The following is an 18934-nucleotide window of genomic DNA, read 5'->3' on the forward strand; positions in this document are numbered from 1 at the left end:
TGACCTTAACCGGCGGAAACCCGTTCGAGCGCCCCGCACGGGGAGATCGAACGGCTCAGCTCTGCGAATCGATCGCCCACTGCCCGTTGACCTTGACCAGCCGGTAGACGTGCTGCTCGGACTGGGTGCGGCCGGACTTGTACGTGTACGACACGGTCGCCGACACGGTGTCCGGACCGATGGCCTGGACGTTGCTCACGTTGACCGCGCTCATCTGCCCCCACCACGCCTGGTAGTCGGCGAAGGTCGGCGTGCGGGTGGCCTTGAAGCCGTCGGTCAGCCGGGCGTAGGCGGTTTCCAGGTTGCCCGGCAGCAGGCCGTAGTAGTCGCTCAACGCCTGGTCGGGGCCGACCTCGGCGGGCGGAGGCGGCGGGGCCGGGCTGTCGTCGGTCGGCTCGGGCGCGGCGGTCGTCGTGGTGGTGGTCGGCTGCTCTTCGGCGCTCGTCCCGGCGGGCGGCGGGTTGGCGGCCCCGGTGGTCGTCGCGGCGGCGGTGGTGCCGGTGGTGGCGTCCGACCCGGCCGACGGTGAGCCGCCGTCACCCCGGTTGACGAGGTACACGACGCCGGCGACGGCGATCAGGGCCACGATCGCGAGCGCGATGAGCGCCTTGCGGTCGCCTCGCTTCTCCTCTTCGGGCGCGGGGGTGGGCGACGGGTCGACCGGGCCGGGGCGCGCGGGCTGCTGGTCCACGACGGTCGGTCGCGCGGGCGCCGGGTTGGCCGGTGCGGAGCGGGCAGGTGAGGAGTTCGCCGGGCCGGGGCGCGCGGGCTGCTGATCCACGACGGTCGGCCGCGCGGGCGACGCGTCCGCCGAGCCGGGGCGCGCAGGCTCCTGGTCAACCACGGTCGGCCGCGCGGGCGACGCATCCGCCGAGGCAGGAGCGGACGATTCCGCCGGGCCAGGCTCGGCGGGCGGCGCGTCGGCCGGGGCGGGGTCGTCCGGCGCGGACGGGGTGGCCGCGGGGTCGGCGGGGGACGCGTGCCCGTCCGACTCGGGCAGCGGGTCGAGGGGCGCGGCGAGGATCGCGGTCGGGGGCGGCGCGGGGACGCGGGCGGGGGTGCCGTCGAACCGGACGGTCCGCAGCATGTTCTCCGCCTCGGCCATGGTCGGCCGGGTCTCCGGGTTCGCGTCGAGCAGGCGCAGCAGCACCGGCGTCAGCGGCCCGGCGTTGCGCGGCGGCGGGAAGCGGCCGTCGGCCACCCGGTGCAGCAGGGCGATCGTGTTGCCGTCCACGCCGAACGGCGGCGTGCCCTCGACCGCCGCGTACAGGGTGGCGCCCAGCGCGAACACGTCCGCCGGGAACTCGCCCCGGCCGCCGCGCGCCACCTCCGGCGCGAGGTAGGCAGGCGTGCCGACGAGCATCCCGGACGCGGTGACGGTCGCCTCGCCGACCGCCCGCGACGTGCCGAAGTCGGTGACCTTGACCGTGCCGAACTCGGTGACCAGCACGTTGCCGGGCTTGACGTCCCGGTGCATGACGCCCGCCCGGTGCGCCGCGGCCAGCCCGGACGCCAGCTGCACGCCGATGCGCGCCACCTCGTCCGGCGGCAGCACGCCGCGCTCGGTCATCACCGTGGCCAGGCTGCGCGACGGCAGGTACTCCATGATCAGCCACGGGTGGCCGTCCTGCTCGACGACGTCGTACAGCGCGATCACGTTGGGGTGCGTCAAGCGCGCCGCGATGCGCCCCTCACGGATCGCGCGGTCGATCGACTCCTGGTCGAAACCCGCGCGGGACAGCAGTTCCTTGACCGCGACGATGCGACGGAGCCGCTGGTCCTCGGCCCGCCACACCACCCCCATCCCACCCGCGCCGACCCTCTCGGTCAGCCGGTACCGGCCTGCGATAGTGCGGTCCACCACCCGTGCTCCCAACGTCGTGCGCACGTCCGGTGCCGGGGTTACCCGATCGGGCTACCCCTCGAACGTGCGTTTCAGTCGTAACACTTCCGTGGTCGTTTGTCCGTTCACCACGCGGGCCGGTTCGCGATCCGAGCCGCGTGCCACCGAACTCCGTGACTTCGGGTCCGCGAAGGCCGGGTCTATCGTCCACTGTGGACGTCAGCGGCGGGCGTCCTGCCAGCGTGGTTCGTCGGCGCCCCAGGGGGTCGGCGGCCGGTCCCAAGTCCCCTCGCCGAACGGCGGGCGGGCGTGGCGGAGCGTGCCGAAGGGCGACGGCGTCTCGACCAACCACGGCTCCGGGTCGTAGTCGCCTGCGGCGGGCGCGGGTTCGACGTCGTACAGGAGCCAGGACGCGGTGCCGGTCAGCGACAGCGCGACGTGCCGGCCGCCCGGTTCGGCGAGGGCGCGCAGGACGGCGGCGGCGAGCAGGTAGCCGGTGCCGTGGTCGAGGGCCTGGGCGGGCAGCACACCGGGCACGCCGTCCGCGCCCTCGACGGCGGCGATGCCCGTGGCGGCCTGCACGAGGCTGTCGAACCCGCGCCGGCCGGCCCAGCCGTCGCGGTCGCCCCAGGCGGAGAGCTGCGCGACGACCAGGTCGGGACGCCGCGCGTGCAGCGCTTCGGGGGCGAGGCCGTGCCGGTCGAGCGCGCCGGGCCGGTACCCGGTGACGACGACGTCGGCCCGGTCGAGCAGGTCGTCGAACGTGCGGCGGTCGTGGCGGGCGGCGAGGTCGAGCAGCGTGGACCGCTTGCCCGGGCCGGTGTCGGCGTGGATGTCGGGGTCCTCGGGCAGGTGCGGCGAGTCGACCCGGAGGACGTCCGCGCCGAGGAACGCCAGCGTGCGGGTGGCGACCGGGCCGGCGATGACCCTGGTGAGGTCGAGGACGCGCACGCCGTCGGCGGGACGGGACGCGGGCGGGAGGACGCGTTTCCCGGCTTCGGTGGCACGGGTTTCCACCAGCGGACGCCGGGTCGGGTCCGGTTCGGTCGCCACCGCGACGGCCAACCCACCCGCGGCGTAAACGGTTTCCTGCACGTCCAGCGCCCGGCGACCGGCCAGCTCGCGTTCGAGGGACGTCCGGTCGGCAACGCCCAGGGCGTCGAGCAGGCGTGCCCGGTGGTGCGGGTAGTTGGCGTGGGTCCGGACCCAGCCGTCGGCGGTGCGCCAGAAGCCGGACAGCGGCGCGAACCCGGTGCCGGCGCGCCCGTCGATCCGCAGGTGGCGTTCGCTGGTGAACGCCGTGGCGACCGCCGCCTCCTCCACCCGGACCGGGGACGCGGGGACGCCGTTCCGCGTCGCCGCCAACTCCGCCGCCGCGAGCGCGCACACGCCCACGGTCGCGCGTGCCATCTCCCGCACCGGCAGGCGGGCGGGCAGCACGTCACCCGCGCCCGCGTACTCGACGGTCGGGTCGGACGGCCCGCCGAGCGCCGCCCACGCGTGTGCTGTCACCGGGTCCACGTCGTCCACGTCGGCAGTGTGCTTCCTCCGGCGCCGGAAGTCCCGCGGTGACGGCTATAAGGTCGATCACCATGGACTACCCGATCGCGCGTCGTCCCGGTTTCGACCCGCCGGCGGAGTTCGCGGCGCTGCGGGCGGAGGCGCCGATGTGCCCGGTCTCGTTGCGGCACGGGCAGCGGGCGCACCTCGTGACCAGGTACGACGACGTGCGCGCGGTGCTGCGGGATCACGGCCGGTTCTCGTCGGACCCGAGCACGCCGGGGTTCCCGCAGCTGCGGCCGGTGGTGGACCGCGAGGCCGCGCCGGGCAGCTTCCTGGTCACCGACCCGCCCGAGCACACCCGGTACCGGCGGATGCTGACCGGCGAGTTCACCGTGCGGCGGATGGCCGCGCTGCGGCCCGAGGTCGAGCGGATCACGGCGGAACGCCTGGCGGCACTGCGGTCGGGGCCGCGGCCGGCGGACCTGGTGACGGCGTTCGCGCTGCCCGTGCCGTCGGACGTGATCTGCCTGCTGCTCGGCGTTCCGGTGTCGGACCAGGAGTTCTTCTCCACCCGCAGCCGCGCCCACCTCGACCGGTCGTTGTCGGCGGAACGGGTGCGGTCGGCGTTGGAGGAGCTGCACGGGTACCTCGCGGACCTGGTCCGCGCGCGCCGCGCCGACCCGCGGGACGACCTGATCAGCCGCCTCGTGCGCGAGCCGGGGCTGAGCGACGAAGAAGCCGTCGGGATGACGGTGCTGCTGCTCGTCGGCGGGCACGAGACCACCGCGAACTCGATCGCGCTGTCCGTGCTGGCGTTGCAGCGGGAACGGGCGTGGTGGGACGCCCTGGTGGCCGATCCCGGCCTGGTCGAGAACGCGGTGGAGGAGCTGTTGCGCTACCTCAGCCCCGTGCACCACGGGGTGGTGCGGGCGGTGGCGGGTGAGGCGGCGGTCGGCGGGACGGCGCTGGGCGCGGGCGACGGCGTGATCGCGTCCCTGTTCGCCGCGAACCGCGACCCGGCCGCGTTCCCCGACCCCGACCGCCTCGACCTGCGGCGGAACGCGCGGGCGCACCTCGCGTTCGGCAGCGGCGTGCACCAGTGCGTCGGGCACCTGTTGGCACGGCTGGAGATGCGCGTCGCCCTGCGCGCGCTGGTGACCGGGCTGCCGGACCTTCGGCTCGCCGTGCCGTTCGAGGACGTCGAGTTCCGGTTCGACGCGCCGATCTACGGCCTGCGCTCCCTGCCGGTCACCTGGTGAAGTCACCAGCCGGCTGGTGACCGCGGCGGCTACGACCGCGGCGGCCGGCACACCGGGCTCGACGTGGAGGGACGGGTTGGCGTTCCCGCTCAGGTTCCGGGCACGGGCAGGCCCTGGAGGTTGAGGAGGAGGTCGCGGACGTCGGTGGCGGCGATCCGGCCGGTGCGTTCGACGGTGTCGGGTGTGTGGGGGTCGGAGCACAGCAGCAGCGGGCCGTCCTGGGCGCGGTCGGGCAGCCGGCCGTGGGTGCCGCGCACGCAGGACGGGTCGAGCGGGACGACGTTCATCGTGTAGCGCAGGCCCAGTTTTTTGCGTGCGAGGTTGAGGCCGGCTTTGGTCTTGGCGAAGGGGTCGGCGGGGTTGAAGAAGAGCTCCGCGGGGTCGTAGCCGGGTTTGCGGTGGATGTCCACGCCGCGGGCGAAGTCCGGGGCGTGGTCGTCGTGCAGCCAGTAGTAGTAGGTGAACCAGGCGTCGGGCTCGGCGACGGCGACCAGTTCGCCGGAGCGTTGGTGGTCGAGGCCGACGCCTGCCTGCGCCGCGCGGTCCAGCACGAGGTCCACGCCCGGCAGTTCCGCGAGGACGGCCCTGGTGCGGGGGAGGTCGGCCGGGTCGGCGACGTAGACGTGGGCGATCTGGTGGTCGGCCACCGCGAACGCCCGCGACGTCCACGGGTCGAGCAGTTCCCCGCCGGCCTGCGTGTAGACCTCCAGCAGCCCGGCCCGGCGCAACGCGCGGTTGACGTCGACCGGCCGGCGCGCGGCGGTAATCCCGTACTCCGACAGGGCGACGACCGTGGCGCCGGCCGTCTCCGCGTCGGTGAGCAGCGGTGCGAGGGCGGCGTCCACCTCGGCTGCCGCCCGCGCGGCTTGTGGCGCGGTCGGGCCGAACCGTTGCAGGTCGTAGTCCAGGTGCGGCACGTAGACCAGCAGGAGGTCGGGGCGTTGCGCGGCGAGCACGTGCCGGGCCGCGCCGACGATCCACTCGCTGGAGCGCAGCGCGGCCGTGGGTCCCCAGTACTGGAACAGCGGGAACTCGCCCAGTTCGGCGACCAGCTCGTCGTGCAGCGCGGGCGGGCGGACGTAGGCGTCGGGTGATTTGCGGCCGTCGGCGTGGTAGATCGGGCGCGGGGTGACGGTGACGTCGGTGGAGGCGCCCATGGCGTACCACCAGCAGATGTTCGCGGCGGTGTAGCCGGGATGGGCGCGGCGGGCGGTCTCCCACAGCTTCTCGCCGTGCACGAGTCGGTTGTGCTGCCGCCACAGGTGGACCTCGCCGAGGTCGCGGAAGTACCAGCCGTTGCCGACGATGCCGTGCTGGGCCGGGGTGAGCCCGGTGAGCAGCGTGGACTGCACACTGCACGTCACGGCGGGCAGCACGGTGCCCAGTTCGGCCTGCCACCCCCGGCGACCCAGGCGGGTGAGGTTCGGCATGTGCGGGAGCAGCGCCGGCGTCAGGCCCACGACGTCGATCACGACCAGCGGTTTCACGCCACGACTCCGTTCACGAGGTGGTCGGCCGCCCAGCGCAGCTCGGCGGCGATGCCCTCCGCCAGGTCGTCGACGGGTTCGGGCAGCACCGTCCACGTGTACGTCTCGACCTCCACGTGCGGCATGACGTCGGCAATGGACCGGACCGCCGCGACGGCCGACGACAGCACGTCGGTCGTGGACCGCAGGGGCGCGGCGGGCCGGGCGTGCAGCGGGACGTGGAAGTGCACCCGCCAGGGGTTCTCGGCCGGCAAATCCGCCAGCGCCTCGGGCAGGTCGTCGGCCGCCAGCACACCGGTGGGCGCGTTCTCCCTGACCTGGTGCAGGTAGCGGGGCTCGGCGAACGCGGCGAGGGCGCGCCGTGCCTCCTCCGTGCCCGGTTCGGCGACCTCCAGCGCGGCCGACGCCTGCACCTTCACGATCTTGAGCCCGGACGCGCGGATGGTGTTCACCGCGTCCACCGGGTCGGCGAACGACACGGCCAGGTGGCAGGTATCGAGGCAGATCCCCACGTGGTCGTGGTCCACCCGGTCGGCCAGCCAGCCCACCGCGTCGGCGACGGTGTCCAGCACGCAGCCCGGCTCCGGCTCGACCGCGAGCCTGATCGGTCTGCCGTCCCGGGCCGCCTGCGCGCGCAGCAACCGCGCCACCACGTCGAACGCGGCTCGCGCCTGTGCGTCGTCGTCGCTCGTCCACGGCTCCCGCCACCCCAGCGGCAACGTCGAGATGCTGCCGTAGGCCGCCGTGTCCGGCAACAGGTCGGCCAACACCGTGGCGCACGCCATCGTGTACGACAGGCGGCGCGGATCGGTCCACCGCGGCACGTAGACCGAGTGCTTGACCACCTCGTCGTGGAACCCGCCGTACGGGAACGCGTTGAGCGTGCTCACCTCCAGACCCCTGGCCCGCAGCTCGGCCGCCAACCCCCGCCGTGCCGCCACGTCCTCGGCGAGACCGCGGGCGACCGGCTCGGACAACCACAACCCCAGCGCGAGCGTGTCCACGCCCAGGTTCTCCCGCACCCGCACGGCGTACCGGTCGAGTTGGGCGAGCACGCCGTCGAGGTCTTCGGCCGGGTGGACGTTCGTGCAGTACGCGACCGGCGTCACGGGCGCTCACCGCGCAGCACCGAGTTGCCGGCGAACGTCGCCGCCGACGCGTCAGGCTCGTCGTCCAGCATGAGCCGGCCGCTCTGCCCGTAGAACTCGACCGGGTTGCGCCACAGCACCTTGTCCACATCGGACTCGTCGAAGCCGCCGTCGAGCATCGCCAGCCCGGTGCGATGGGTCTTGAGCGGGTCGGAGCGGCCCCAGTCGGCGGCCGAGTTCACCAGCACGCGGTCGGTGCCGTACTCGCGCAGGATGGCGACCATGCGGTCCTCGTCCATCTTGGTGTCCGGGTAGATGGAGAAGCCCATCCAGCACCCCGAATCGGCCACGGCGCGCACGGTCGTCTCGTTCAGGTGGTCCACGAGCACCCGTTCGGGCGGCAAACCGGACTCGCGGACCAGGTCGAGCGTGCGTGCCGTGCCGGCGGCCTTGTCCCGGTGCGGGGTGTGCACCAGCGCCGGCAGACCGTGCCGAACGGCCAGTTCGAGCTGCCGGGCGAACGCCTCGTCCTCCTCCGGCGTCATCGAGTCGTACCCGACCTCGCCGACCGCGACCACGCCGTCCTTGGCCAGGTAGCGCGGCAGGACGTCGAGGACGCCGGCGCAGCGCGGGTCGTTGGCCTCCTTCGGGTTGAGCGCGACGGCGCAGTGGTGCCGGATGCCGAACCGCCCGGCCCGGAACCTCTCCCACCCGATCAGCGCGTCGAAGTAGTCGGTGAACGACCCGACGTTCGTGCGCGGCTGGCCCAGCCAGAACGACGGCTCCACGAGCGCCCGCACACCGGCCGCGCGCATCGCCTCGTAGTCGTCCGTCGTGCGTGAGGTCATGTGGATGTGCGGGTCGAAGATGCGCATCAGGGGTGGCTCCTCAGCAGGGTCGACGCGTCCTCGGGCACGGCGCGGCCGGCGGCACGGCGTTCGTCGGCGTACGCGCGGACCATGCGGACGAGCTCCGCGTCCACGCGCCGGTCGAGCCCGGCCACGGCGGCGAGGGGGATGTCGAGGAACAGGCACTTGAGCACGCCGTGCCGCCAGGCGTGGGCGTCGAGGTGTTCGGCGGCGAACGGCCCGAGCGCCGCCGCCACGAGCCTGGTGTCGTTGGTGCGCAACGCGTCCTTCACCAGCTCGACCCCGGCCGCCGGCACCTCGTCCCCGACCGAGGCGAGCGCGCGCAGCACGCCACGTCGTTCCGCGTCGTCACCGAAGCGGTAGAGCGCGGTCAGCTCGGCGGCCAGCTCCTCGGGGCCGGTCGCGGACGCCAGCGCGACGAGCAGCCTGGTGCGGGCGGCGTCGTCCGCGGTGCCGTGCACGAGCCCGTCCGGGTCGGCGGCGCGCAGGGGCGCCCGGCCCACCTCCCGCCCCGCGGCCGGGAAGAGGGTGCGGATCGCCGCGGGGTCGGCGCGCACGGCCCGTTCCGCGTCGGCGAGCCACGGCTTGGGCAGGGCGGCGCGCAACGCGGTCATCGCCCGACGTGCCACGTCCGGCGCGGCGTGGCTGTGGCGGGGCAGTTCGACGGCGGCGAGCCCGGTGTACCCGATCTCGTCCAGCGCGCCGAGCGTGGCGGCCAGGTCCAGCTCCCCCTCGCCGAACTCCAGGTGCTCGTGCACGCCGGGACGCATGTCGTCCAGCTGCACGTTGACCAGCAGGTCACCGGCCTGGCGGATGCACGCGGCGGCGTCCCGGGGTTCGACCGCGACGCAGTGCCCGACGTCCAGCGTGATGCCGAGCCGGGCGGGCGAGCCGAGGTCCGCGCGCAGCCGCAACGCCTGGTCGAGCCGTTCGACGAGCATGCCGGGCTCGGGTTCGAGGCCCAGCGGCACGCCGTGCCGGTCCGCGCCCTCCAGCACCGCCGCGACGCCGGACCGCATCCGCCGCCACGCCTCGTCGTCGGCCACGCCGTCCGGCACGATCCCGGACCAGAAGGAGACGCAGTCGGCGCCGAGGTCGGCCGCGACCTCCACGGCGCGCAGCAGGAAGTCGACCCGCACCTCCTGCTCGTCGCTCACCAGCGTCGGGTGGTGCTTGCGGCCGGGGTCGAGCAGGTACCGCGCGCCGGTCTCCACCACGACGCGGAGGCCGAGCCGGTCGAGCCGCGCGGCGACCTCGCCCACCCGCCGCGCGAGGTCGGGCGCGAACGGGTCGAGGTGGTGGTGGTCGAGGGTGAGCGCCACGCCGGTGTAGCCGAGGTCGGCGATCAGCGCGAGCGCGTCGTCCAGCCGGTGGTTGGCGAACCCGTTCGTGCCGTACCCGAGGGCGAACGTCATGTGGGACCCACCTTCCGGCTCAACGCGCGGGCGAGCGGCAGGACGAGCGCGAGCGCGGCGGCGGCACGCGGGGAACCGCCCCGCGCCACCAGCGCGCACTGCAACGGCACCATGCCATGGATGCCGGTCCTGGTGGCCGAGCGGACCGTGCCCGCGCCGGGGTCGCGCACGGCGGCCAGCTGCGCGCGGCCCACCGTGACGGCGTACGCGGCCGCTCCCGCGAGCGCTCCCAGCCGGTGCCGCCAGGTCCGGCCCGGTCGCGTGATCGTCGTCAACGCGGTCAGCGCGGTGCCACCGAGCACGGCTCTCGCGGTGCCCGGTGACGCGCCGCGGACCTCGCCGCGCGACAACGCCGTCACGCCGAGGGTGTGGCCCGCCATGACGGCTGCGGCGGGCAGCGCGCTCGCCGCCCGCGCGCGCCCCGCGCCCAGCAGGACGTCCAGCCCCCGGCACGCGGCCATCGCGAGCGGTCCGGCCTGGGTGTCCTTGAGGACCGTGTCGTAGGACCACACCGCCACGGCCAGCGGCACGGCGACGGCCAGCGCGTCCCGGCCACCCGCCCACGCGGCGAGCCCCAGCCCGGCCGCGCTGAGGGCGACGGCGGTTCCCAGCGCGGCGCGGGGGCTCACCCGGCCCGACGGGATCGGGCGCTCCGGGCGCTCGACGGCGTCCAGCGCGCGGTCGGCCCAGTCGTTGAGCGCCATCCCGGACCAGTACAGCGCCACCGACGACAACGGCAGCAGCAAACGCCTGCCCCGCAACGCGGTTCCGGCCGCGGCGGCTCCGGCGAGGGTGTCGCCGAGCACCGTCAACGCGGCCGGGGCCCGCACCAGCTCCGCGTACGCCCTCACGCCAGCTCCCCCGCCCACCGGTACAGCTCCCGGGTCTGCTCGGCGAACCGGTGCTCGTCGCTGCCGAGCGGGTCCTTGAAGAAGAACGCCAACGCGCCCAACGCGCCCACCTCGCCGGCGGCGTGCGCGGCGGCGACCAGCCGGGCGAGGTCGAGCACGAGCGGCGCGGCCAGCGACGAGTCCAGACCGGTCCACGTGAGCTGGAGGGACATCCGCGCGCCGAGGAACCCCTCGAACGACACGTGGTCCCACGCGGTCTTCCGCTCGCCCAGGTCGGGGACGTTGTCGATGTGCAGCGGCGCGGTGACGTCGTCCCCGAGCAACGCCGCGAGCCCGCGTGCCTTCGACGCGATCTTGCTGTCCGCGTGCGCCGGGTCCTCCAACGTCGCGCCGTCACCGCCGCCCAGCAGGTTCGTGCCCGACCACGACCGCACCCGCAACGCGCGGGCGGTGAACATCGGCGCGAGCACCGTGCGCAGCAACGTCTCCCCCGTCTTGCCGTCCCGGCCCGCGTACGGCAGCCGCTGCCGGTGGGCGAGCTGGTCCAGCGCGGGCAACGCGACGCCGGTGGACGGCGTGAAGTCCACGAACGGGCAACCCGCGCTCAGCGCCGCGTATGCGGCCACCGAGCTGGGCGGCAGCACCGAACGCGCCGGATCGGCCAACGCCTCCTCCAACGCGGCCAGGTCGTCGTGCTCGGGCGTGGCCGGCGCCGGCGGTTCGGTCGAGGACACGTTGACCACCACGACCCGCGCCAGGCCGTGCCGCTCGCGGAACGCGGTGATGTCGGCGGCGAGCCGTCGCGCCGCCTCCGCCTGGCTGCCCCGGTGCGTCACGGGGTGGTAGCCCGGCCTGATCTCGGCGTCGGCGGCGGTCAACCCGTCCGCGACCGCCCCGAGGAGCCGGTGCGGCAGCACACCGCTGTCCGCCAACGCCTCGGCCCGCTTGACCAGCGGCGTCTGGACGACGTCGTGCCCGCCGACGACCAGGTCGTCCCAGCCCGGCAGCGGGACGCCGGCCAGCTCGGGTCGTTCGGTGACGCACCCCGTCGGCGGCGCCAGGCCCGCGCGCAGCGCCACCAGCCCGCCGATCGCCGTCGTCGCGACCGATCCCCGCGCCCCGATCAGCCACAGCCCGGTGGGTTCGTCCGTCATTGGCCACCCTCCTTCGCCACCCTCACCGTCGGACCAGCGAGCGGCTACCGCGCAGCGCTCACGCGACCGACGCGGCCCCGGAGAAGGGCTCGGCACGCCTGCTCCCGGCCGTGGGAGTGAGGTGGATCAGCGTCATGCGGCGAACGCTAGGAGGGCTAATGGCGGATGTCAATCAAAAGTCCGCCGGGTTTCGGCGGATTACGGCAAATGAGTAAGTACTCTGGTTCAATTGAGGGGTGGAAGACGACGTCCCCTCCCTCGGCACCGCCTCCCCCGGAGAGCTGTTGCGGCTCCTCCGCGACGGCGTGCCGCGCACCCGCACGGAACTGACCGCGGTGACCGGCCTGGCCCGGTCGACCGTGCGGGCCAGGCTGGACATGCTGCTCGACGCGGGCCTGGTCAGCGACGGGGGGAGCGAGGCGTCGACCGGCGGCAGGCCGGCGGGCCGGTTCGTGTTCAACGCGAAGGCCAGGGTCGTCCTCGCCGCCGAGGTGGGCGCGACGCACGCGACCGTCGCGGTGACCGACCTGACCAGCACGCCGCTGGCGCTGCTCCGCTTCGACCAGGACATCGCCGAGGGCCCGGACGTCGTGCTGCCCCGGCTGATCGCCGCCTGGCGGTCGCTGCTCGCCGAGGGCGACCTCGAGTCGGTGCGGCTGGCGGGCGTCGGCATCGGCCTGCCCGGCCCGGTCGAGCACTCCACCGGCCGGCCGAACAACCCGCCGATCATGCCCGGCTGGGACGGCTACGACGTGCCCGGCCGCATCGGCGCGGAACTCGGCGTGCCCGTCCTGGTGGACAACGAGGTGAACCTCATGGCGCTGGGCGAGCACACGAAGTGCTTCCCCGAGGCCGAGCACCTGATCGTGGTCAAGGTCGCCACCGGCATCGGCGCGGGCTTCATCAGCAACGGCAAGCTGCACCGCGGCTCCGTCGGCGCGGCGGGCGACCTCGGGCACATCCTCGCCCCGAACGCGGGCGACGTGCCGTGCCGCTGCGGCAACAACGGCTGCCTGGAGGCGGTCGCCAGCGGCGCCGCGATCGCGGCCTCGTTGCGCGCCAAGGGGATCGAGGCGCGGACCAGCTCCGACGTCGTCACCCTGGTCCGGTCCGGCAACCTCGAAGCCGGCCAGGTCGTGCGGCAGGCGGGCCGCAACATCGGCGAGGTCCTTGCCGCGTGCGTGAGCATGTTCAACCCGTCGCTGATCGTCGTCGGCGGCACGGTCGCGCTCGCGGGCGAGATGCTGCTCGCCGGCGTGCGGGAGGCGATCTACCGCCGTTCCCTGCCGCTGGCCACGGAGAACCTGCGGATCGTCCCGTCGCAGGCCGGTGACGACGGCGGCGTGCTCGGCGCGGCGGCGATGGTCGTCCAGCACGTGCTGTCGCCCGCCGTGGTGGACCGCCAACTCGCCTGACCCGCCCCGCCGCAACCGGCCGACGCCCACCCGGCCCGACCACCCTGACCCGACACCCACAGACCCGGCCCCGCCGGACCGACACCCCGGTCAGCCCGCCGGTCCGACGCCTGGCCCGACCCCCTCACCCGACCTCACCGACGTGGAGACGCCGTGGTGCCACCCGAAGCCGACACCCGTGCCCGACCCCCGCACGAGGTCGCCGCGTGGAGCCGCGCCGTGGTGGGCCCCGCGCTGCGGGCCGCCGTCGACGACCTGCCCACGTCCACCCGGCACGTCGCCGGCTACCACCTGGGCTGGTGGGACGAGCACGGCGAGCCGACCGACGCGGCGGGCGGCAAGGCGATCCGCCCGGTGCTCGCCCAGCTGGCGGCGGAAGCGGTCGGCGGCGAGGCAGGCGCCGCCACCCCCGCCGCCGTGGCGGTGGAGCTGGTGCACAACTTCACGCTGCTGCACGACGACGTCCTCGACGGCGACCGCACCCGGCGGCACCGACCGGCGGCGTGGCACGTGTTCGGCGTGGGCGCGGCCGTGCTGACCGGTGACGCGCTGCTGGCGCTGGCGTTCGACGTGCTCGCCGACTCCGGCCACCCGGAAGCGCTGACCGCCGTGCGACGGCTGAACGCCACCGTGCAGGGCTTGGTCGAGGGCGAGCACACCGACCTCGCCTTCGAGCGCAGGCACGACGTCGGCGTGGCCGAGTGCCTCGCGATGGTGGAGCGCAAGACGGCCGGACTGCTGGCCACCGCGTGCGCCCTGGGCGCCCTGTTCGGCGGCGGCGACCCGACCCGGGTGGCGGGCCTGCGGATGTTCGGGCACCGCCTCGGGATGGCGTTCCAGCACGTCGACGACCTGCTGGGCATCTGGGGCGAGCCCGCCGTCACCGGCAAGCCGGTGCACGCGGACCTCCTGGCGCGCAAGAAGTCCCTGCCCGTGGTCGCCGCGCTCGCGTCCGGCACGCCGGCGGGACGCGAGTTCGCCGAGCTGTACCGGCAGGACGGCCCGCTGACGCCGACCGAGCAGGCGCGCGCGGCCGAGCTCGTCGAGGCGGCCGGCGGTCGGGCGTGGAGCGAGCGGCAGGCGGAACGGCTCCTCGCCGAAGCCCTGCGCGCCCTCGACTCACTCCACCCCGCACCGCGGGCGGGCGCGGAACTCGCCGCCCTGGCCGAGGCGATCGTGCGCCGCGACCGCTGACCCGGTCACCCGTTGCCGGCGACGAGCGGTTCCAGCACCACCTCGGGGTGCAGGCGGCGCAGCACGCCGAGCGCGGTGTTGTCCACGAACAACGCCAGGTCGGCGCCGTCGGCACGGGTCAGCACCTCGCTGCGGTTGCCGTCGACCAACGCCCGCTGCGCCGGGTCGACCAACCGCTGCACCACGGTGTACGGCAACGGGTCCAGCCGGACCGGCGACTTGAACTCGGCGCTCAGCCGGTGGGACGCGACCTCGAACTGCATCGGGCCGACGGCGGCGAACACCGGCGAGCCGTCACCGCGCCGGTTCGAGCGCAGCACCTGCACCACGCCCTCGGACTCCAGCTGGTCGATGCCCTTGCGGAACTGCTTGGCCCGGCTCAGGTCCGCCGGGCGCGCCACCGCGAAGTGGGCCGGCGCGAAGCTCGGTAGGCCGGGGAACCGCACGTCCCGCCGGTCGGCGTGCAGGGTGTCGCCGACGCGCAGCGCGGTGGCGTTCACCAGGCCGATGACGTCACCGGGGTAGGCGACGTCCAAAGTGGACCGCTGCTGCCCGAACACCTGCTGCACGTACTTGGTGGCGAACGGCTTGCCGGTGGTGGTGTTGGTGACGACCATGCCGCGCTCGAACACGCCCGAGCAGACGCGGGCGAACGCCACCTGGTCGCGGTGGGACGGGTCCATGCCCGTCTGCACCTTGAACACGAACGCCGAGAAGGGCGCGTCCAGCGCGCGGGGCCGCGCGTTGACGTCCGGGCGCGGGGTGGGTCGCGGCGCCAGTTCCACCAGCAGGTCGAGCAGGTGCCGCACGCCGAAGTTCAGCACCGCCGACCCGAACAGCACCGGCGTCCCGGTCGCGTCGCGGAACCGGGCCAGGTCGAAGTCGCCGCCCGACGCGGCCAGCAGCTCGGCCTCCTCGACCGCGCGCGTCCACTCCGGACCCTCCTCGGCCTCGGCTCGCGCCGGGTCGAGCCGTTCCTCGCCGGCGGCCGTGGCGCCGCCCGCGGTGCGCGAGTAGCGGATGAAGTCGCCGTCCCGGCGGTCCAGCACGCCCCGGAAGTGCCCGGCCACGCCGACCGGCCAGGTCAGCGGCATGGGCTGCAGCCCGATCCGCTCCACCAGCTCGTCGCACAGGGCCAGCGCGTCCCGGCCCGGCCGGTCCCACTTGTTGACGAACGTGATCACCGGGATGCCCCGGTGGCGGCACACGTCGAACAGCTTCAGCGTCTGCGGTTCGAGGCCCTTGGCCGCGTCGAGCAGCATCACCGCCGAGTCGACGGCCGACAGCACCCGGTAGGTGTCCTCGGAGAAGTCCGCGTGGCCGGGCGTGTCGAGGAGGTTGACCACGGCGTCGCCGTACGCGAACTGCAGGGCGGCCGAGGTGATGGAGATGCCGCGCGCCTTCTCCATCTCCATCCAGTCCGACACCACGCCGCGCCGGCCCGCCTTGCCGTGGACCGCGCCCGCCTCGGAGATCACCCTGGCGTGCAGCGCCAGCGCCTCGGTCAACGTGGACTTGCCCGCGTCCGGGTGGCTGATCACCGCGAACGTGCGCCGGCGGTCAGCCTCCCGCAGCACGTCGGCGGACGAGGCGGTCACCGGACCGGCGGCGGTCATGCGCGTTCTCCAGGGCTCGACGACGACAACCCCGGAATCTTACCCTTACGTTACGGTAGCCTTTGCCGCGCCCGCGACCCGCGACCCCGTGGCGCGGCGGTGCTCCCGATCGACAGCGGAAGGGACCTTGTGGGCGGACACATGCAGATCGGCGAGGTGGCCGACCGGACCGGCCTGTCGCTGCGCACGATCCGCTACTACGAGGAGGTCGGCCTCGTGGTGCCCAGCGCGCGCAGCCAGGGCGGCTTCCGCCTCTACACCGAGCCCGACGTGGAACGCCTCGGCGTGATCAAGCGCATGAAGCCGCTGGGCTTCCAGCTGGAGGAGATGCGCGAGCTGCTGGCCATCCTCGACGCGCTGTCCGCCGCCGACGACGTCGACCGCGACGAGCACCTGGACCGCCTGGCGCAGTTCCACGCGGCGGCCGAGGAGCGCTGCGACGAGCTGCGCGGCCAGCTCCGCATCGCCGAGGACTTCGCCTCCACCCTGCGCGCCCACCTGCCCGCGCACCGGTCCGCCGGGGGCGCTGTTTCGCCCGTCGATACTCTCACGTAACGTTAGAGTGTGACCACGGCTCGAACCCACACCCCTCCACCCGTCCTCGCTCCCGACGCCCTCCGGGTCATCGCCCTGGGAGGTCTCGGTGAGATCGGCCGGAACATGACCGTGTTCGAGCACGAGGGCAAGCTGCTCGTCGTCGACTGCGGGGTCCTGTTCCCCGAGGAGCACCAGCCCGGCGTGGACGTGATCCTGCCCGACTGGAGCTGCATCCGCGACCGGCTGGCCGACGTGGTCGCCGTCGTCCTCACGCACGGGCACGAGGACCACATCGGCGGCGTGCCGTACCTGCTGCGCGAACGGCCCGACCTGCCGGTCGTCGGCTCCCGGCTGACCCTGAGCCTGCTCGCGGCCAAGCTCGTCGAGCACCGCATCACGCCGGTCACGATCGAGGTCAAGGAGGGCCGGCGGCTCGAGCGCGGCCCGTTCGACCTGGAGTTCCTCGCGGTCAACCACTCCATCCCGGACAGCCTCGCCGTCGCGATCCGCACGTCCGCGGGCCTGGTGCTGCACACCGGCGACTTCAAGATGGACCAGTTCCCGCTCGACGGCCGCATCACCGACCTGCGCGGCTTCGCCCGCCTCGGCGAGGAGGGCGTCGACCTGTTCCTGGTCGACTCCACCAACGCCGACGTGCCCGGCTTCACCACCTCCGAGCGCGACCTGGCGCCCGCGATCGACGAGGTGTTCCGCACCACCCCGCGCCGGGTGATCGTGTCGAGCTTCGCCAGCCACGTGCACCGCATCCAGCAGGTCCTCGACGCCGCCCACAAGCACGGCCGCAAGGTCGCCTTCGTCGGCCGCTCGATGGTCCGCAACATGGCCGTGGCCACCGAGCTGGGCTACCTGAAGGTGCCCGACGGCCTCGTCGTGGACGTCAAGCGGATGGACCGGATGCCTCCCCGGCAGGTGACGCTGGTCTGCACCGGCTCGCAGGGCGAGCCGATGGCCGCGCTGTCGCGGATGGCCTCGGGCGACCACTCGATCCAGGTCGAGGAGGGCGACACCGTGCTGATGGCCAGCTCGCTGATCCCCGGCAACGAGAACGCCATCTACCGGGTGATCAACGGCCTGACCGACCTCGGCGCGAAGGTCGTGCACAAGGGCAACGCCAAGGTGCACGTGTCCGGCCACGCCAGCGCCGGCGAGCTGGTCTACTGCTACAACATCGTGCAGCCGGCGAACGTCCTGCCGGTGCACGGCGAGGCGCGCCACCTGAGGGCCAACGCCGAGCTGGCCATCAGCACCGGCGTGGACCGCGCCCGGGTGCCCATCGCCGCGAACGGCCACGTCGTCGACCTGCACGAGGGCCGCGTCCACGTCACCGGCAAGGTCGCGATCGAGAACATCTACGTCGACGGGCAGACCGTGGGCGGGGTCACCGAGGTGTCGCTGGCCCAGCGCCGCACCCTCGGCGAGGAAGGCGTCATCACGGTCGTCGCGATCATCGACATCGAGACGGGCCGGCTCAGCGAGGAGCCGGACTACATCGCGCACGGCTTCGAGCACGACGACACCACGTTCCGACCCGCGACGTCGGCCATCGAGAAGGCCCTGGCCGGTGCGAGCGAGCGCCGCGTCACGGACCTGGTGGAGCTGGAACGGCTCATCGGCCGCGAGGTGCAGATGTGGGCGCAGCGCGCCTACCGCCGCCGCCCGGTCGTGATCCCGGTGGTCATCGAGGCGTAGGGCCGGTACCCCGGCTCACGTCCAGGGGACCGTCGCCTGGAGCACCGCCTCGCTCAGCGCCTCCGTGCGCAGGCGGGTCACCTCCTGGTACTCCGGGTCGGCGACCATGCGGCTGAACGAGGCCCGGTCGGGGTAGCGGACGACCACCACCGCGTCCCAGCTCTGCCCGTCCTCGGCGACCAGGGCCGTGGAGCCGGCGCCCGCGTAGACGATCTCGCCGCCGTAGCGGGGCAGGAACGTCTCGCGCAGGCGCCGCGCGTACTGCTCGTACGACGCCCGGCCGCCCTCGGCGAACCGGAGCAGGTTGAGCATGACCACCGGCCCGCCCGGGTCCTCGGCGAGCAGCCGCTTCAAGTCCGCACCACGTGGATCGACAGCCATGCCGTCAGCATGGGTGGCGGGCGGCCGGTTCCGCATCGGTGGGTCCACCAGCCCGGCCGTCCCGCACGGCTGCCGCACAGCTGGGGCGCGCCGACGGCCGGGCCGACCGGTGCGGCGGAGTCGGCCCGGCCGTCGGCGCGCCGTGACCGACCGGGTCAGCTAGCCGCGCTGTCGTCGGCCGGGCGCTCGATCAGGTGGTCCGCGAGGCCCGCCGGCATCTCGGCCCGCCCCGGACCGCCCGCCGCGACCCAGCCGAGGATGTGGTCCACCGCCTCGTCGGTGAACACCCCGCCCAACCACACCGGCCGCGCCCCGACGCCCCGCGCCGGCCGCACCACCACGACGTTGGACGACTCGCACGAGCTGAGGCAGTTCGCCACGGTGACGGCCCGCGGCCCCGCGCCTTCCCGGAACCGGCGCAGCTGCCGCACGTGGTCGACGTCCGGGTGCTTCTCGGCGGTGCCGCAGCAGCAGCCCCGACAGACGGTCACCTTGCTCGAATCGGACACCCGGACTCCCTGCGCGCGCGGTTACCGCGGAGAACCTACTCGGTCACCCGCCACCCGCCGTTCACCCCGGCGACGCCTCGGTGGGCTACAAAGCGCGCGCCGT

Annotated in this window: 16 protein-coding genes; 5 read left to right on the forward strand and 11 right to left on the reverse strand. The window is 74.2% G+C overall.

The annotated features are described in order from the left end of the window. Positions 1–55: 55 nt before the first annotated feature. Both ACRAKH_RS22745 and ACRAKH_RS22750 read right to left on the reverse strand, forming a co-directional pair. Positions 56–1864, reverse strand: a complete 1809-nt coding sequence (locus ACRAKH_RS22745; RefSeq protein WP_447009261.1) for a serine/threonine-protein kinase — start codon at positions 1862–1864, stop codon at positions 56–58. A 198-nt stretch (positions 1865–2062) separates the two neighbouring features. Further along, positions 2063–3373 (reverse strand): CoA transferase, encoded by a 1311-nt coding sequence (locus ACRAKH_RS22750; RefSeq protein WP_447009262.1) that lies wholly within the window; start codon positions 3371–3373, stop codon positions 2063–2065. A gap of 62 nt (positions 3374–3435) precedes the next feature. Between ACRAKH_RS22750 and ACRAKH_RS22755 the strand changes: the two genes are divergently transcribed. Further along, a complete protein-coding gene (locus ACRAKH_RS22755) occupies positions 3436–4605 on the forward strand; it encodes a cytochrome P450 (protein WP_380730182.1) in 1170 nt (389 codons plus the stop codon). Between the two features lie 89 nt (positions 4606–4694). Here the strand turns inward: ACRAKH_RS22755 and ACRAKH_RS22760 are convergent, their stop codons facing one another. Genes ACRAKH_RS22760 through ACRAKH_RS22785 form a run of 6 tightly spaced genes read right to left on the reverse strand, consistent with a single transcriptional unit; the run spans position 4695 to position 11469 of the window. Beyond that, positions 4695–6092, reverse strand: a complete 1398-nt coding sequence (locus ACRAKH_RS22760) for an alkaline phosphatase family protein (protein ID WP_447009263.1) — start codon at positions 6090–6092, stop codon at positions 4695–4697. After that, entirely contained in the window at positions 6089–7201 is a 1113-nt protein-coding gene (gene eboE / locus ACRAKH_RS22765) for a metabolite traffic protein EboE (protein WP_380730569.1), read from the reverse strand. Before eboE ends, ACRAKH_RS22760 begins: the two co-directional genes overlap by 4 nt. After that, positions 7198–8055: a TatD family hydrolase gene (locus ACRAKH_RS22770; RefSeq protein ID WP_380730571.1), complete on the reverse strand. Its 858-nt coding sequence runs from the start codon at positions 8053–8055 to the stop codon at positions 7198–7200. The genes eboE and ACRAKH_RS22770 overlap by 4 nt, the downstream gene beginning before the upstream one ends. Further along, positions 8055–9464 carry an EboA domain-containing protein gene (locus tag ACRAKH_RS22775; RefSeq protein WP_447009264.1) on the reverse strand — a complete coding sequence of 470 codons (1410 nt, stop codon included), beginning with the start codon at positions 9462–9464 and terminating at the stop codon, positions 8055–8057. Before ACRAKH_RS22775 ends, ACRAKH_RS22770 begins: the two co-directional genes overlap by 1 nt. Further along, on the reverse strand, positions 9461–10315 hold the full coding sequence (locus ACRAKH_RS22780) for an SCO3242 family prenyltransferase (protein WP_447009265.1): 855 nt from the start codon (positions 10313–10315) through the stop codon (positions 9461–9463). The genes ACRAKH_RS22775 and ACRAKH_RS22780 overlap by 4 nt, the downstream gene beginning before the upstream one ends. Next, a complete protein-coding gene (locus tag ACRAKH_RS22785; protein WP_380729054.1) occupies positions 10312–11469 on the reverse strand; it encodes an inositol-3-phosphate synthase in 1158 nt (385 codons plus the stop codon). The genes ACRAKH_RS22780 and ACRAKH_RS22785 overlap by 4 nt, the downstream gene beginning before the upstream one ends. Before the next feature lie 236 nt (positions 11470–11705). Here ACRAKH_RS22785 and ACRAKH_RS22790 point away from each other — a divergent pair, with 236 nt between their 5' ends. After that, complete coding sequence (locus ACRAKH_RS22790; RefSeq protein ID WP_380729056.1) at positions 11706–12884, forward strand: ROK family protein; 1179 nt, start codon at positions 11706–11708, stop codon at positions 12882–12884. Positions 12885–13037: 153 nt separating this feature from the next. After that, positions 13038–14078: a family 2 encapsulin nanocompartment cargo protein polyprenyl transferase gene (locus tag ACRAKH_RS22795; RefSeq protein ID WP_380729058.1), complete on the forward strand. Its 1041-nt coding sequence runs from the start codon at positions 13038–13040 to the stop codon at positions 14076–14078. 5 nt (positions 14079–14083) lie between these two features. Here ACRAKH_RS22795 and ACRAKH_RS22800 read toward each other — a convergent pair whose 3' ends face one another. Then, positions 14084–15694, reverse strand: a complete 1611-nt coding sequence (locus tag ACRAKH_RS22800) for a peptide chain release factor 3 (RefSeq protein WP_380729060.1) — start codon at positions 15692–15694, stop codon at positions 14084–14086. A gap of 141 nt (positions 15695–15835) precedes the next feature. On the opposite strand from ACRAKH_RS22800, the gene ACRAKH_RS22805 reads away from it, so the two are divergent. Then, positions 15836–16249: a MerR family transcriptional regulator gene (locus ACRAKH_RS22805; RefSeq protein WP_380729062.1), complete on the forward strand. Its 414-nt coding sequence runs from the start codon at positions 15836–15838 to the stop codon at positions 16247–16249. Positions 16250–16258: 9 nt separating this feature from the next. Continuing rightward, the gene (locus tag ACRAKH_RS22810; protein WP_380729063.1) at positions 16259–17941 is read left to right on the forward strand and encodes a ribonuclease J; all 1683 of its coding nucleotides are present in this window, start codon (positions 16259–16261) and stop codon (positions 17939–17941) included. A gap of 15 nt (positions 17942–17956) precedes the next feature. On the opposite strand, the gene ACRAKH_RS22815 is transcribed toward ACRAKH_RS22810, so the two are convergent. Then, on the reverse strand, positions 17957–18322 hold the full coding sequence (locus tag ACRAKH_RS22815; protein WP_380729065.1) for a DUF1330 domain-containing protein: 366 nt from the start codon (positions 18320–18322) through the stop codon (positions 17957–17959). 155 nt (positions 18323–18477) lie between these two features. Then, positions 18478–18831, reverse strand: a complete 354-nt coding sequence (locus tag ACRAKH_RS22820; RefSeq protein ID WP_380727530.1) for a (2Fe-2S) ferredoxin domain-containing protein — start codon at positions 18829–18831, stop codon at positions 18478–18480. Between the last annotated feature and the right edge of the window lie 103 nt (positions 18832–18934).

Source organism: Saccharothrix hoggarensis (genome assembly GCF_052936025.1).

Excerpts from the sequence above, each read along its gene's own strand:
- ACRAKH_RS22755 (WP_380730182.1), top strand. The coding sequence starts at position 3,436 with ATGGACTACCCGATCGCGCGTCGTCCCGGTTTCGACCCGCCGGCGGAG.
- ACRAKH_RS22770 (WP_380730571.1), bottom strand. The coding sequence starts at position 8,055 with ATGCGCATCTTCGACCCGCACATCCACATGACCTCACGCACGACGGAC.
- ACRAKH_RS22775 (WP_447009264.1), bottom strand. The coding sequence starts at position 9,464 with ATGACGTTCGCCCTCGGGTACGGCACGAACGGGTTCGCCAACCACCGG.
- ACRAKH_RS22785 (WP_380729054.1), bottom strand. The coding sequence starts at position 11,469 with ATGACGGACGAACCCACCGGGCTGTGGCTGATCGGGGCGCGGGGATCG.
- ACRAKH_RS22800 (WP_380729060.1), bottom strand. The coding sequence starts at position 15,694 with ATGACCGCCGCCGGTCCGGTGACCGCCTCGTCCGCCGACGTGCTGCGG.
- ACRAKH_RS22805 (WP_380729062.1), top strand. The coding sequence starts at position 15,836 with ATGCAGATCGGCGAGGTGGCCGACCGGACCGGCCTGTCGCTGCGCACG.
- ACRAKH_RS22815 (WP_380729065.1), bottom strand. The coding sequence starts at position 18,322 with ATGGCTGTCGATCCACGTGGTGCGGACTTGAAGCGGCTGCTCGCCGAG.